Source organism: Enterobacter cloacae complex sp. 2024EL-00227 (genome assembly GCF_043945315.1).
GTDB lineage: Bacteria > Pseudomonadota > Gammaproteobacteria > Enterobacterales > Enterobacteriaceae > Enterobacter > Enterobacter roggenkampii.
Genome location: NZ_JBIMQP010000034.1, coordinates 1 through 12,243, shown reverse-complemented (window position 1 = coordinate 12,243; position 12,243 = coordinate 1). Strand labels below are relative to the sequence as shown.

At 48.7% G+C, this 12,243-nt stretch carries 16 protein-coding genes and 2 pseudogenes; 11 read left to right on the top strand and 7 right to left on the bottom strand.

Features of this window, described 5'->3' with window-relative positions; genetic code table 11:
- Both ACHH0Z_RS24860 and ACHH0Z_RS24855 read left to right on the top strand, forming a co-directional pair.
- Positions 1-293 (top strand): DDE-type integrase/transposase/recombinase (locus ACHH0Z_RS24860; protein WP_139186680.1); only part of this gene is annotated, 293 nt, incomplete at its 5' end.
- Between the two features lie 266 nt (positions 294-559).
- Entirely contained in the window at positions 560-1,768 is a 1,209-nt protein-coding gene (locus ACHH0Z_RS24855) for a type II site-specific deoxyribonuclease (protein WP_001749969.1), read from the top strand.
- Between the two features lie 33 nt (positions 1,769-1,801).
- Here the strand turns inward: ACHH0Z_RS24855 and ACHH0Z_RS24850 are convergent, their stop codons facing one another.
- Positions 1,802-3,235 (bottom strand): DNA cytosine methyltransferase, encoded by a 1,434-nt coding sequence (locus ACHH0Z_RS24850; protein WP_001288432.1) that lies wholly within the window; start codon positions 3,233-3,235, stop codon positions 1,802-1,804.
- Positions 3,236-3,333: 98 nt separating this feature from the next.
- Between ACHH0Z_RS24850 and ACHH0Z_RS24845 the strand changes: the two are divergent.
- Positions 3,334-3,595, top strand: a pseudogene (locus tag ACHH0Z_RS24845) (IS1 family transposase); the annotation flags it as partial.
- A gap of 10 nt (positions 3,596-3,605) precedes the next feature.
- Here ACHH0Z_RS24845 and ACHH0Z_RS24840 read toward each other — a convergent pair.
- From ACHH0Z_RS24840 to ACHH0Z_RS24815, 6 genes are all read right to left on the bottom strand, one after another.
- Complete coding sequence (locus tag ACHH0Z_RS24840) at positions 3,606-3,812, bottom strand: hypothetical protein (protein WP_001749967.1); 207 nt, start codon at positions 3,810-3,812, stop codon at positions 3,606-3,608.
- 4 nt (positions 3,813-3,816) lie between these two features.
- Positions 3,817-4,464 (bottom strand): restriction endonuclease, encoded by a 648-nt coding sequence (locus ACHH0Z_RS24835; protein ID WP_015344958.1) that lies wholly within the window; start codon positions 4,462-4,464, stop codon positions 3,817-3,819.
- 49 nt (positions 4,465-4,513) lie between these two features.
- A complete protein-coding gene (locus tag ACHH0Z_RS24830) occupies positions 4,514-4,747 on the bottom strand; it encodes a hypothetical protein (protein ID WP_001191790.1) in 234 nt (77 codons plus the stop codon).
- 113 nt (positions 4,748-4,860) lie between these two features.
- Positions 4,861-5,175, bottom strand: a complete 315-nt coding sequence (locus tag ACHH0Z_RS24825) for a TrbM/KikA/MpfK family conjugal transfer protein (protein WP_001749965.1) — start codon at positions 5,173-5,175, stop codon at positions 4,861-4,863.
- A complete protein-coding gene (locus ACHH0Z_RS24820; protein WP_395147981.1) occupies positions 5,172-5,516 on the bottom strand; it encodes a hypothetical protein in 345 nt (114 codons plus the stop codon). Before ACHH0Z_RS24820 ends, ACHH0Z_RS24825 begins: the two co-directional genes overlap by 4 nt.
- Before the next feature lie 15 nt (positions 5,517-5,531).
- Positions 5,532-5,837 carry an H-NS family nucleoid-associated regulatory protein gene (locus ACHH0Z_RS24815; RefSeq protein ID WP_000960954.1) on the bottom strand — a complete coding sequence of 102 codons (306 nt, stop codon included), beginning with the start codon at positions 5,835-5,837 and terminating at the stop codon, positions 5,532-5,534.
- 108 nt (positions 5,838-5,945) lie between these two features.
- On the opposite strand from ACHH0Z_RS24815, the gene ACHH0Z_RS24810 reads away from it, so the two are divergent.
- From ACHH0Z_RS24810 to ACHH0Z_RS24775, 8 genes and pseudogenes are all read left to right on the top strand, one after another.
- The gene (locus tag ACHH0Z_RS24810) at positions 5,946-6,680 is read left to right on the top strand and encodes a lytic transglycosylase domain-containing protein (protein ID WP_001749963.1); all 735 of its coding nucleotides are present in this window, start codon (positions 5,946-5,948) and stop codon (positions 6,678-6,680) included.
- A gap of 8 nt (positions 6,681-6,688) precedes the next feature.
- Positions 6,689-6,970 (top strand): transcriptional repressor KorA, encoded by a 282-nt coding sequence (gene korA / locus ACHH0Z_RS24805; RefSeq protein ID WP_000440698.1) that lies wholly within the window; start codon positions 6,689-6,691, stop codon positions 6,968-6,970.
- A gap of 9 nt (positions 6,971-6,979) precedes the next feature.
- Entirely contained in the window at positions 6,980-7,273 is a 294-nt protein-coding gene (locus ACHH0Z_RS24800) for a hypothetical protein (RefSeq protein WP_001749962.1), read from the top strand.
- A 49-nt stretch (positions 7,274-7,322) separates the two neighbouring features.
- On the top strand, positions 7,323-7,640 hold the full coding sequence (locus ACHH0Z_RS24795) for a VirB3 family type IV secretion system protein (protein WP_000496058.1): 318 nt from the start codon (positions 7,323-7,325) through the stop codon (positions 7,638-7,640).
- A 131-nt stretch (positions 7,641-7,771) separates the two neighbouring features.
- Positions 7,772-10,240: a VirB4 family type IV secretion/conjugal transfer ATPase gene (locus ACHH0Z_RS24790; protein ID WP_225303560.1), complete on the top strand. Its 2,469-nt coding sequence runs from the start codon at positions 7,772-7,774 to the stop codon at positions 10,238-10,240.
- Positions 10,241-10,257: 17 nt separating this feature from the next.
- Complete coding sequence (locus ACHH0Z_RS24785; protein WP_000749362.1) at positions 10,258-10,971, top strand: type IV secretion system protein; 714 nt, start codon at positions 10,258-10,260, stop codon at positions 10,969-10,971.
- A 7-nt stretch (positions 10,972-10,978) separates the two neighbouring features.
- A complete protein-coding gene (eexN, locus tag ACHH0Z_RS24780) occupies positions 10,979-11,206 on the top strand; it encodes an IncN-type entry exclusion lipoprotein EexN (RefSeq protein ID WP_000734973.1) in 228 nt (75 codons plus the stop codon).
- A 15-nt stretch (positions 11,207-11,221) separates the two neighbouring features.
- Positions 11,222-11,947 (top strand): annotated as a pseudogene (locus tag ACHH0Z_RS24775) (type IV secretion system protein); the annotation flags it as partial.
- Between the last annotated feature and the right edge of the window lie 296 nt (positions 11,948-12,243).

The window sequence follows — 12,243 nt, the reverse complement described above, 5'->3', positions numbered from 1 at the left end:
AGACGGCCCACCGGCAGGTGAAGTATCTCAATAACGTGATCGAGGCCGATCACGGAAAGCTCAAGATACTGATCAAGCCGGTGCGCGGTTTCAAATCGATCCCCACGGCCTATGCCACGATCAAGGGATTCGAAGTCATGCGAGCCCTGCGCAAAGGACAGGCTCGCCCCTGGTGCCTGCAGCCCGGCATCAGGGGCGAGGTGCGCCTTGTGGAGAGAGCTTTTGGCATTGGGCCCTCGGCGCTGACGGAGGCCATGGGCATGCTCAACCACCATTTCGCAGCAGCCGCCTGATCGGCGCAGAGCGACAGCCTACCTCTGACTGCCGCCAATCTTTGCAACAGAGCCTCCGTCGCCATGCTCACCTCGCTTTGGTGCACACGAGTATTGAGCATAGTCGAGATTGGTGCAGATCACTTCTGATATTGAACTGTCAGGAGCTGGCTGCACAACAGCCATTACGCCCAATCAACTGGTGCAGTCGTCTTCTGAAAATGACACTGTTTGTATATAATCATGAAAAAATGGTGAGTAGAGTTTCAGGGTAACAGGGGATGCTTATGTCGGTTTTCCACAACTGGCTACTTGAGATCGCATGTGAGAATTACTTCGTCTACATCAAACGCCTTTCCGCCAACGATACCGGCGCAACAGGTGGTCACCAGGTAGGGCTTTATATCCCTTCAGGTATCGTTGAAAAACTCTTTCCGTCTATCAACCATACCCGTGAACTGAACCCTTCGGTTTTTCTCACCGCACATGTGTCATCGCATGATTGCCCTGACAGCGAAGCCAGGGCAATTTATTATAACAGCCGTCATTTTGGTAAAACCCGGAATGAAAAAAGGATTACCCGCTGGGGTAGAGGCAGCCCACTTCAGGATCCTGAAAATACAGGGGCTCTGACGCTCCTGGCTTTCAAGCTTGATGAGCAAGGGGGGGACTGTAAGGAAGTAAATATTTGGGTATGCGCCAGCACTGATGAAGAGGACGTCATTGAGACCGCTATTGGTGAAGTTATACCCGGAGCGCTTATATCCGGCCCCGCAGGACAGATTCTAGGCGGACTATCTCTACAGCAAGCGCCAGTAAATCATAAATATATTCTACCTGAAGACTGGCACCTGCGCTTTCCGTCGGGAAGTGAAATTATTCAGTATGCAGCCAGCCATTATGTGAAAAATTCCCTTGATCCGGATGAGCAACTTCTTGACCGCCGGCGCGTGGAGTACGACATATTTCTATTGGTTGAGGAACTGCATGTTCTGGATATCATCCGGAAAGGATTTGGCTCTGTGGATGAATTTATTGCGCTGGCCAATTCTGTCAGCAATCGCCGTAAATCCAGAGCCGGGAAGTCGCTGGAACTGCACCTGGAGCATCTATTCATTGAGCACGGCCTGCGACACTTTGCGACGCAGGCCATCACAGAAGGTAATAAAAAACCCGATTTCCTTTTCCCTTCCGCAGGGGCTTACCACGATACTGAGTTTCCCGTAGAAAATCTGCGCATGCTGGCAGTCAAGACTACCTGTAAGGATCGCTGGCGTCAGATACTGAATGAGGCCGATAAAATTCATCAGGTGCATCTGTTTACACTCCAGGAGGGAGTTTCTCTGGCTCAATATCGGGAGATGCGGGAGTCGGGTGTCAGATTGGTCGTGCCATCATCTCTGCACAAAAAATACCCGGAGGCGGTGAGAGCTGAGCTAATGACGCTAGGTGCGTTTATTGCTGAGCTGACAGGGCTTTACGCAGATATTCCATAGATTATCTCCCGGCATAAATACCGGGAGGAGCGATCAGATTCGTTCAACCTTGCACGAATCGGCATTAACCGCTTTCAGGATATAAGGTTCAAGCAGTTTGGCTACGGCTTCAAACACGGGCACCACTACGGAGTTACCGAACTGCCTGTACGACTGAGTGTCTGACACAGGAATGCGAAAAGGCCTGCCATCTACTTTTTCAAAACCCATAAGGCGCGCGCACTCTCGCGGAGTCAGCCTGCGGGGCCGATGCGCCTGATTTTCTTCGTTCGCGAAGTCTGTTTCACCTGTGGCCATATCCCAGCCACGGTCTATCAGAATTTCAGACCCGTCTTTGTGATAGCGAGCAGAAAGCGTACGGGCAATGCTTTCTTTATTTTCAGGATTAACGAGGCCAAAACCGAATCCGTTACCCTTAGCTGCGTGCTTTTTGGCGTAGTTATAGAGATACTCCCAGAGTTTCGGCGTCAGTATATATTTGCTGTCAACCACGGGTTCCAGCAGTTCGCCAAATGACGGACGCTGTTCCGGATAAAAACGACTAATATCGCGCAGGGTAAAGCCCTGGTGAATGTTCAGATCACGGCGGAAACCGACCAAAACGATACGTTCTCGGTGCTGAGGTAAAAAGTGCTTTCCGTCGATAACTTTAGGATCGTTTTTGCCCATCTCAGCTGCATCCGCAACTTCATAGCCCAGTTCGTCGAGGGTATCCATGATGACTTTAAAGGTTTTACCCTTGTCATGGCTCTTCAGGTTTTTAACGTTTTCAAGAACAAAGATGGCAGGTTTTTTTGCGCGGATAATACGCGCCACATCGAAGAAAAGCGTTCCCTGAGCCTCACATTCGAAACCATGCGCGCGCCCGAGCGAGTTTTTCTTGCTTACGCCCGCAAGGCTAAACGGTTGACAGGGGAAACCTGCTAGAAGTACATCATGATCCGGCACATGCTCATTAATGTAAGCATAGGCATCGTTTTCAGGTACTTCAGGTTTATCACTGAGCGTGACTTCACGAATATCGAGATTGAAAGTGTGTTCCTGAGCATCGTTAAACCAGTTAGCTTTATATGTGCGCACAGCCTCTTTATTCCATTCACTGGTAAAAACGCACTGGCCACCGATGGTTTCGAAGCCCTTCCGTATACCTCCAATCCCAGCAAACAGGTCAATAAACCGGAAGGCATAGTCAGGGTGATGTGCAGGCGCTTCCGGAAGCATTTTTCGTAGAAGTTCCTCTTCGGCTAACGTCAGCGTCTTAGGTGAGCACTTACCATTAATCCAGCGATTAAGGGTCTCGCGACTCCACTCATTTTTACCAACTTTTCTAAGCAGTTCAGCCACGTACTTCTGGTCATAGATTTCCAGCACCTGCCCGAGCAGCTTTTTATCATTTTCCTGTCGCAGTTGTTCTTCCGCTTCTGCTTTCTCAAGCAGATCCTGCGCCAGTAATTCAAATTCAGACATATTGCCTCCATTGGGTCTTATGGGTGAAACTGTATCACTCATTTGACCCAGATTGAATGTTTTTATCTGGATATTTAAACAGGTTTATTGTTAGGTAACGCACGTTGGCCACGCTGGAGCGTCTTCTGGGCCTGCTGTCGGCCTTTGAGGTCGTGGTATGGATGACGGATGGCTGGCCGCTGTATGAACCCCGCCTGAAGGGAAAGCTGCACGTTATCAGCAAGCGTTACACTCAGCGCATTGAGGAATCTGAGACAACATCTGGCAAGGCTGGGACGGAAGTCACTGTCGTTCTCAAAATCGGTGGAGCTGCATGACAAGGTCATCGGGCATTATCTGAACATAAAACACTATCAGTAAGTTGGAGTCATTACCGGTTCTCTTTGTCTTTTAGTGATTCTATAAACCTCATTACGTCTGAATATAAAAATCTATTATTTGATTTATGTGGCTCATGAGGTTGTGGGATGGTCTTGTTTTTGAATGTGCCAGTTTTCTTAATGGCAAAGATTAACTCACCTTCTGTTATTCCTAACATTTCAGCAAATGTTTTTGCTTCTATAGTTACTGACTTCATTTAATTAACTCTCATGGTATCGATTTTCTTTACCGGCATCTTTAACAATGGTGCTCGTTTCTAGTGTTGCTGCGGTACGCTTCATCATCGTCTGCGGGGCGGTTGCGATAGTGAAGGAGCTGCCGGGCGTGAGCAAATCTATCAGGCGCTGGCCGCTGATAATCTCCATCCGTTCACTGGCAATACTGACAGATTTTGAACCTGCGCCGGTTTTCCCGGTATGGCAAAACAGACCGCGACAGTTATGACGTTTAAGCAACTTCTCGAACTCCTGTACGTGCTGTAAAGCAATATGGCCGCGATAGCGTTTAGCCTGAATAAGATAGCGATATTTTCCTATTATTACCTGGCCGTCAATGCCTCCATCGCCGGTATAGCGTTTGTTTCTGATGGTTCTGAAGCCATGCGCTTCAAATCCTTCCAGCAACAGTTCTTCAAACACAAAAGGATCAATTTTCCTCAGGTAGTTAATTTTTTGTGGGAAGCCCGGCAACGTCTTTATGCGCTCCAGCACCCGCCGCGCACTTTGCTGCTTCCTTTTGTGTCGCCTGTGCCGTACTGAACGCCGGAAGAATACAACGGCAAGCAGTGCGATGGCGCTGCAAGCCCATAGAATAAGGTTTTCTGTAGTGGGGAAGGGGATCATGGTCATAGTGGGCTTTCTGAGGGTAAAGAAAAGGGCGGTTAAACCGCCCTGGTGTTTAGCGACGGCTGTATACCTGCCACGAAGCGCTGCCTGACTGATTCTGGCAAATCCGCCCGTAAAGTACGGTGCCGGTCGAGTAGCGGGCGCCATTCAGATAGCAATAGCCGCTGGATTGCAGCAGTTCGTTGCGCAGCTTTTCTTCCTGCTTTGATAGCCGGGACTCCGCAGACTGCAAACGAACGGATAATTCGTTAATCTGGCGTTGCTGGTTATTCAGCTGGCTCTGCATCGCATTACCTTTATCCTGGCTGACGCAACCAGTTAAGAGAGCTGTACAGGCTAATGCACTTAATATTATTTTTTTCACGTTGGCTCCTTAAATTGAGATTATTCCTAGTTCGCCTATAAGCGAACTTTCCCGTATTTACTTATGATCTGGCTTATCATCGACTGGTTACTTCCACCTTCGCCATTATCCGGGCATTCATTAAGAAAAGCCTTCCTGGCATCCTTCGTGTGGTTGGGTAAAAAGCCGTGCTTGTTCTTTTTAACGATATTGAAGAAAGCAGCTTCAGCACTGTTACACTCGCTTCCGCCGCTATCGCCGGTGAGCTTGCCCGCCATGCACATAATAACTTTGCAGGGATCTTCAGCATGGCTGGCAGGAATATAAAGCAGACTACCAGCTGCTATCAGAGGTATTAAGAGTTTCTTCATTGTTTTGTCCTTAACAGTTTGTTCAGATATACACTCGCCAGAATGTTGATAACGGTAAGCAATATTAATAATAACGCTGCGTTATAAATAGATTTGTAACCTATATCGCCTGCAATATATTCGACAACAAAAACGAAAATCGTTAAAATTGTGTAAAACTTGATTAACTTTCCTGTAATATTCTTAACAATATAAGCAACTGAATAAGAGCCGGATTTGATGATGCTGGCGAGTAACCTGATCGCATGGACACGAAATTTTCTAAAAATGGGCGGAATGGAAGATGCCTTTTTCTTCCTTCTGCTTTTTTGCCTTTCCGCAAAATCAATAAGTTCGCCCATTTTTATACCCTCCGGTTATATCTTCAGATCATCAAGTGATAAACCACTATCAAGCAGCTCTTTGAGCCATGTGGGTCGGCGGCCAGTCCCGGACCAGGTATTTTCTGCGTTCCTGGGGTCGCGGTATTTTGCTGGTCTATGTTCTCTGGGGTTGGCTACGCCCTGCATCTTCATGGCTTCCAGGCTAATGCCAGCGTCCAATTTTGCAGTTAGCCAGGCCGGGCGCTTCCCTATACCAGTCCACGTATTAAAAGGGTTATCCGGGTCACGATACACGGGTTCGCCTTTTGGTCGTTTTTCTGATTTCAGGGGAACCAGCATCACCTTCCTTCCTTCAGCGGTTTTCTTTTCGTTTCTTCTTGACACGATCTCATTAGCCCTTATCATAAACAAAAGTCGTCGAAATTACAATTACGCGGTGAAACATAAATGAGTAAACATCCAAAACTCCTGGTTCTCGCTCTGGCCTGCCTTGCTTGTGCTGGCCGTGCCAGTGCTGCGCCTGCCTCCGATGAAGTTGCCAGGCTTGCGCAGAGATGTGCGCCTGATGTTTCACCCTTAACGATGGCGTACATCGTCGGCCATGAGTCCTCAAATGGGCCGTACAGGATCAATATTAACGGTAGTATTCAGTTAAAACAGCAACCGCGTACTGAAGCTGAGGCCGTCAGCGTTGCGAAAGTTCTGCTGAAGGATAATAAAAGTTTTGATATGGGCCTTGCACAAATTAACTCAAATAATTTAGTGGGCCTGGGTCTTTCGGTTGACGATATTTTCAAACCCTGCATCAACCTGCGGGCGAGCCAGACCATCCTTAAAGCCTGTTATGATAGCGCCCTGAAATCCTACCCAGCCGGGCAGGTTGCGCTGAGACACGCGCTTTCCTGCTACAACACCGGCTCACTCACAAACGGGATTTCTAACGGGTATGTCACGAAAGTTATCAACGTGGCGCGTCAATCAACTGATTTGAAAATCCCTACGCTGCTACCTGACGGCCAGACCAGTGAGGACAGCACCGCGACTGAGCCTCAGCAGGCAAAAAGTACGGCGCCGCAGTATGACGGTGAACAAGATGTTTTTGGTTCGGGTGATGGCGATGCCTTCAGCCGAAATAATACGGATGCCTTTTTAACCAGACAGGAAACAGCGAAGGGGGAATGAGGTTATGGATGGAACGTTTGTACCTTGTATTGCAATCACAGATCCTGGAGCTATTTGAAGCAGGAAAAGTGAAGGAGGTAACGATAGAACGGGTTTCATTAAAGAAGTGGTATCCCGTTTTTCAGATAGACGATGAACAGCTGGGCCAGATCGCATGTTCCATTAGGGTTAACAAAGAGCATGAGCTACGAACCTGGGCTGATTTAAGGCTACTGGCAGAGTTTTTGAAAGATAAGTGTGGCGTTGAAGAATGCCGGTTAAATCTGCAATCAACAGAAGATAGTGAGTAAGGAGAAAGTATGACCACGTTGTTTAAGAAGTATGGCCCTGCGGTAGTTATGGGCGTTTTGTCCATTGCCCTGCCGCAAATTGCGCTGGCCGCTGGCACCGATACTGGTGAATCAACCGCTACATCAATCCAGACGTGGTTGAGCACATGGATTCCAATTGGTTGTGCTATTGCGATCATGGTTAGTTGCTTTATGTGGATGCTTCACGTAATCCCAGCCAGCTTTATTCCTCGTATCGTAATCTCGCTGATTGGTATTGGTTCTGCATCATTTCTGGTTTCCCTGACGGGCGTAGGAAGCTGAACAACGCGAAAAGGGGGGACTTTTGTCCCCCAAAGTGAGGACTACAAAGATGTTCGTTGACGGGAAAAGACCGCTTTTCAAAGGTGCGACTCGCTTACCTCGCGCGCTGGGTGTACCACGTAATGTAGCTATGATGATATTCATGATTTCTGCCTCGCTTTTTATGATTATTCATATGTGGGCGATTCTGGTGTTCGTCTTTTTGTGGATTCCTTCAGCTGCATTAACAAAATATGACGACCGCATGTTTCGAATTATGGGCCTGTGGTTGAAAACCAAATTCAGTAATTGGTTTGATTCTCCGTTTAAGCAGTGGGGAGGATCGTCTTATTCCTCTGTTGACTACAAACGTAAGGGTTTAAAATAATGAGAGCTGCCACCGCTACGAAGCCAAAAAAAATTGATGCCTACCGTAAGGAGCCATCAGTAAATAAAAAGTATTTGCCCTATTCTTATCACCTCAATGATTACGTGATTTCGATGGAAAACGGCGATCTGATGGCTTTTTTCAAGCTGGATGGCCGCACACATGACTGCGCATCAGATCGGGAACTGGTCACCTGGCATAAAGACCTTAATACGCTGGTCAAGAGCTTCGGAACAGACCATGTAGAGCTGTGGACGCATGAATATCACCATGAGGCTAAAGAGTACCCGGATGGTGAGTATGACCATTTTTTCCCTGCTTATATTGATCAATATAACCGTAAGTTGCACGGTGATTCCAAGCAGCTGATTAATGACCTTTATCTGACCGTTATTTACAAACAGGTAGGGGATAAAACACAGAAGTTTCTGGCGAAATTTGAAAAGCCGACTCGTGACGAAATTCAGCAAATGCAGAATGAGGCGCTTGAAGGTCTGGAAGATATTTCTGAACAAATCCTGGAAGCAATGAAGCCGTATGGCATTCAGCAGTTGGGTATCTATTATCGTGACAAACGCGGTGTTGAAATTCCTGCGCCTGATAAAAAAGAACGTGAAGAACTTGCTGAAGTCGATGAATCAGACATTTTTGACGAAGCCATTGTTATCGAACGCAACGAGCCTGAACCTTCGCAGGCTCACGCTTATTCAAAAGCGCTGGAGTTCCTTTATTTCCTCGCAAATATGGAATGGGCCATCGTGCCTGTTTGCCGTGATCGTATCCGTGAGTACATCATGGACAACCGCCCTGTTAGCTCCCTGTGGGGGGATGTTGTCCAGATCAGAACGGTAGATCACAACTTCTATACCACCGGCATTGAATTTCGTGAATACGAAGAAGATACAGAGCCAGGCCAGCTTAACATGCTTAAAGAAGCCGATTTTGAATACCTTCTGACGCAGAGTTTTTCTTGCCTCTCTGAATCTTCAGCTAAAACGTTTCTGACGCATCAGGAAAAATCTTTGCAGGAAACGCGCGACCGTGCGCAAAGCCAGCTGGCACAGCTTGGTACCGCGCTCGATATGCTGACGTCCAGAGAGTTCGTGATGGGCTACCATCATGGAACCGTGCATGTCTGGGATAATGACCAAAACGCGGTACAGCGCAAAGCGCGTCGTGTGAAGGTTATGCTAACCGGCTGTGGCGTGGTTGGTGGGACTCTCAGCCTGGCCTCTGAGGCTGCATATTATGCGAGACTGCCTGGCAACCAGAAATGGGCGCCGCGCCCGGTTCCGATAAACTCATGGAACTTCCTGCACTTCAGCCCGTTCCACAATTTTATGCGTGGCAAGCCTGACAATAACCCGTGGGGGCCAGCGCTGACCATGTTCCGCACGATCAGCGGTACGCCACTCTATTTTAATTTCCATGTGACCCCGCTTGAAGAACTTTCCTACGGTAAACGCCCACTGGGCCATGCGTTAATAACGGGTATGTCGGGGGAAGGTAAAACCACGCTGCTTAACTTCCTGCTGGCGCAGTCAATGAAGTACAACCCGCGACTTTTTGTTTATGACCGTGACCGCGGTATGGAGCCGTTCATTCGAAGCGTTGGTGGCTACTATAAAGTTCTGCAACAGGGTATGCCGTCCGGGTTTGCCCCGCTTCAGATTGAACCGACCAAACGCAATATTGCCCTCATTAAAAACCTGTTCCGCATTTGTGTGGAAACCACCAATAACGGGCCTATCAGCGCAACGATGGCTACCGAACTGGCTGAAGGCGTTGATGCGGTTATGGGGGAAGGCTCACTTATTCCACGCGAGGCGCGCACCGTTACGATCCTGGACGGGTACGTGAATGAAGTTGTGGAAAATGGCGTATCACTGAAAGGGCTGCTGCGCGAATGGACGCGCGAAGGCCAGTATGGCTGGCTGTTTGACAATGATAAAGACAGCCTGGATCTCAGCGCGAATGATATTTTTGGCTTCGATTTATCCGAGTTTATCGCAGCCAAAGAGGAAGTATCCAGCCCGGCCCGTACTCCGCTCATGATGTACCTTCTGTACCGGGTACGTGACTCCATCGACGGCAAACGCCGCGTCATTCAGTGCTTTGACGAGTTCCACGCCTACCTTGACGATCCGGTTATCGAGCGTGAAGTTAAGCGTGGTATCAAAACTGACCGTAAGAAAGACGCTATCTATGTGTTTGCCACGCAGGAGCCGAACGATGCGCTGTCCAGCCGTATTGGCCGCACGATCATGTCGCAGACCGTCACAAAAATCTGCCTGCGCGATCCGGAAGCTATCCGAGAGGATTATGCCTTCCTTACTGATGCTGAATACGACGCGCTGATGTCGATTACCGAACACTCCAGACAGTTCCTGGTTAAACAAGGGCAACAGTCTGCGATTGCTTCTTTCAATCTCTACCCTCGCAACAGCGACGATATTGATGCAGATATTAAGACAATGGACAACGTACTTAGCGTGTTGTCCGGTGAACCACAAAACGCCGAAATTGCGCATGAGCTGGTTGAACGGCTCGGTAATGACCCTGAAGTATGGCTCAAAGAATACTGGCGCCTGACGGCTTAACAACGAGGCAAAACTCCATGAAAAAATCACTTACGGCAGTGCTGCTGACCACCGGCTTGATTCTTGGGGGCGCGCAAAGCGCCTCCGCTGGCATCATCGTATCCAACCCCACCGAGCTGATTAAACAGGGTGAACAGCTTGAACAAATGGCTCAACAGCTGGAGCAGCTTAAAAGCCAGCTGGAGACGCAGAAAAATATGTATGAGTCGATGGCTAAAACAACCAACCTGGGCGATCTGCTGGGGACGTCAACCAATACGCTGGCGAATAACCTGCCTGACAACTGGAAAGAGGTGTACAGCGACGCGATGAACTCCAGTTCGTCGGTCACGCCTTCTGTTAACAGCATGATGGGCCAGTTTAATGCTGAGGTTGACGACATGACGCCCAGCGAAGCAATCGCCTATATGAACAAAAAGCTGGCGGAAAAAGGTGCTTACGACCGTGTGATGGCCGAAAAAGCCTACAACAACCAGATGCAAGAGCTGAGCGATATGCAGGCGCTGACGGAGCAGATTAAATCGACGCCAGACCTGAAATCCATTGCCGACCTGCAAGCACGTATCCAGACGTCACAAGGCGCTATACAGGGTGAGCAGGCGAAGCTGAATTTGATGAATATGTTACAGCAATCGCAGGACAAACTTTTGCGCGCACAGAAGGATCGTGCGACCCGTAATTTTGTTTTTGGAACCGGTGGGGACGTTACCGCGTCACCTTCAATTAACTGAGGAAATTATGAAAAAACTACTGCTGCTTATCCCTTTCTTCCTGGTGGCCTGCGACGCTTCGCATGACGTTGATTGGTACAAAAAGCATGACAAAGAGCGCAAGGCAACGATCGAGGAGTGCAAGAAGAATGCTGATGAACTCCAGAAGCCAGACTGCAAAAACGCGCGTGAGGCTGATCGCCAGCTGTTTGTTCACGGTAAAGAGGACGGTGAAATTAACTCACCGAAAATTTAAGAGTAAGGAGGCAATATGGCATTCACCCTGGTACAAGACATTTTCGCAAAAGTAGACGGGGCGATTACGTCAATGGTGAGCGCCAACGTTGCCACCATTATCTCTGACGTTACGCCTCTGGTGGCAACCTGTCTGACCATAAAGCTGATGATGCAGGGCTTGTACTCGATGTTTAATCCGGGGGCAGGCGACAGCCTAAGCTCGCTGATTAAAGAGTATCTATCTATAGCCCTTATCCTGAGCTTTGCGACGGCAGGCGGCTGGTTTCAGCAGGATTTGGTTAATGTGGCGCTTCACATGCCAGATGATTTTGCTGGCATCTTATCTTCCCCTGATAAAGTCGAAGCCAGCGGCGTACCGGCGATCATTGATAGCGGTATTGAAAAAGGCGTCAGGATTGTAAATACAGCGTGGGATGCGGCAGATGTATTTTCGTCAAGCGGTCTGGCCGCATATGCCATTGGCGGAATTATGTTGGTTGCTACCGTTGTGCTGGGTGGCCTCGGTGCGGGCTTTGTGATCATGGCGAAAATCCTTCTTGCCGTTACGCTTTGTTTCGGCCCGATTGCCATTTTCTGCCTGCTGTGGGGGCCAACAAAAAACATCTTCGCGCGCTGGCTTGGATCGGTAATCAACTACGGGCTGGTCGTTGTCGTGCTGGCTCTCGTGTTTGGTTTCATCATGCAGATGTTCGACAACCTTCTGTCCTCGATGAACTCCGATGCGGCCTATTCATCTATCACTGGCTCTATGGCCGCGCTGCTGCTGACCATTATCTCTATCTTTGTTCTGTTTCAGATCCCGCAGGTCGCCCAGAGCTGGGGTAGCGGTATCAGTGCCGGTGTCGCAGATGCTGCACGTTCTACCGGTTCTTCAATGCAGGCGCTTGGCAACATGGGTAGTCATGGCAGGGGTTCGAGGTCCAATGATGTAAAAAACCACGCTAAGAGGTTAATTCATTGTTTGTATTCAAATTTAATGGTCTTAACTCGCCCTTCAGAATATCTTCCGGTAACGAAAACGTATAATGTCCCAGC

Bases quoted from the DNA above. Each gene is read 5' to 3' on its own strand.
- eexN (WP_000734973.1), top strand. From the start codon at position 10,979: ATGAAAAAACTACTGCTGCTTATCCCTTTCTTCCTGGTGGCCTGCGAC.
- ACHH0Z_RS24815 (WP_000960954.1), bottom strand. From the start codon at position 5,837: ATGCTGGTTCCCCTGAAATCAGAAAAACGACCAAAAGGCGAACCCGTG.
- ACHH0Z_RS24795 (WP_000496058.1), top strand. From the start codon at position 7,323: ATGTTCGTTGACGGGAAAAGACCGCTTTTCAAAGGTGCGACTCGCTTA.
- ACHH0Z_RS24840 (WP_001749967.1), bottom strand. From the start codon at position 3,812: ATGAAGTCAGTAACTATAGAAGCAAAAACATTTGCTGAAATGTTAGGA.
- ACHH0Z_RS24785 (WP_000749362.1), top strand. From the start codon at position 10,258: ATGAAAAAATCACTTACGGCAGTGCTGCTGACCACCGGCTTGATTCTT.
- ACHH0Z_RS24835 (WP_015344958.1), bottom strand. From the start codon at position 4,464: ATGACCATGATCCCCTTCCCCACTACAGAAAACCTTATTCTATGGGCT.
- ACHH0Z_RS24810 (WP_001749963.1), top strand. From the start codon at position 5,946: ATGAGTAAACATCCAAAACTCCTGGTTCTCGCTCTGGCCTGCCTTGCT.
- ACHH0Z_RS24825 (WP_001749965.1), bottom strand. From the start codon at position 5,175: ATGAAGAAACTCTTAATACCTCTGATAGCAGCTGGTAGTCTGCTTTAT.
- korA (WP_000440698.1), top strand. From the start codon at position 6,689: ATGGAACGTTTGTACCTTGTATTGCAATCACAGATCCTGGAGCTATTT.
- ACHH0Z_RS24790 (WP_225303560.1), top strand. From the start codon at position 7,772: ATGGCTTTTTTCAAGCTGGATGGCCGCACACATGACTGCGCATCAGAT.
- ACHH0Z_RS24850 (WP_001288432.1), bottom strand. From the start codon at position 3,235: ATGTCTGAATTTGAATTACTGGCGCAGGATCTGCTTGAGAAAGCAGAA.
- ACHH0Z_RS24855 (WP_001749969.1), top strand. From the start codon at position 560: ATGTCGGTTTTCCACAACTGGCTACTTGAGATCGCATGTGAGAATTAC.
- ACHH0Z_RS24830 (WP_001191790.1), bottom strand. From the start codon at position 4,747: ATGCAGAGCCAGCTGAATAACCAGCAACGCCAGATTAACGAATTATCC.
- ACHH0Z_RS24820 (WP_395147981.1), bottom strand. From the start codon at position 5,516: ATGGGCGAACTTATTGATTTTGCGGAAAGGCAAAAAAGCAGAAGGAAG.
- ACHH0Z_RS24800 (WP_001749962.1), top strand. From the start codon at position 6,980: ATGACCACGTTGTTTAAGAAGTATGGCCCTGCGGTAGTTATGGGCGTT.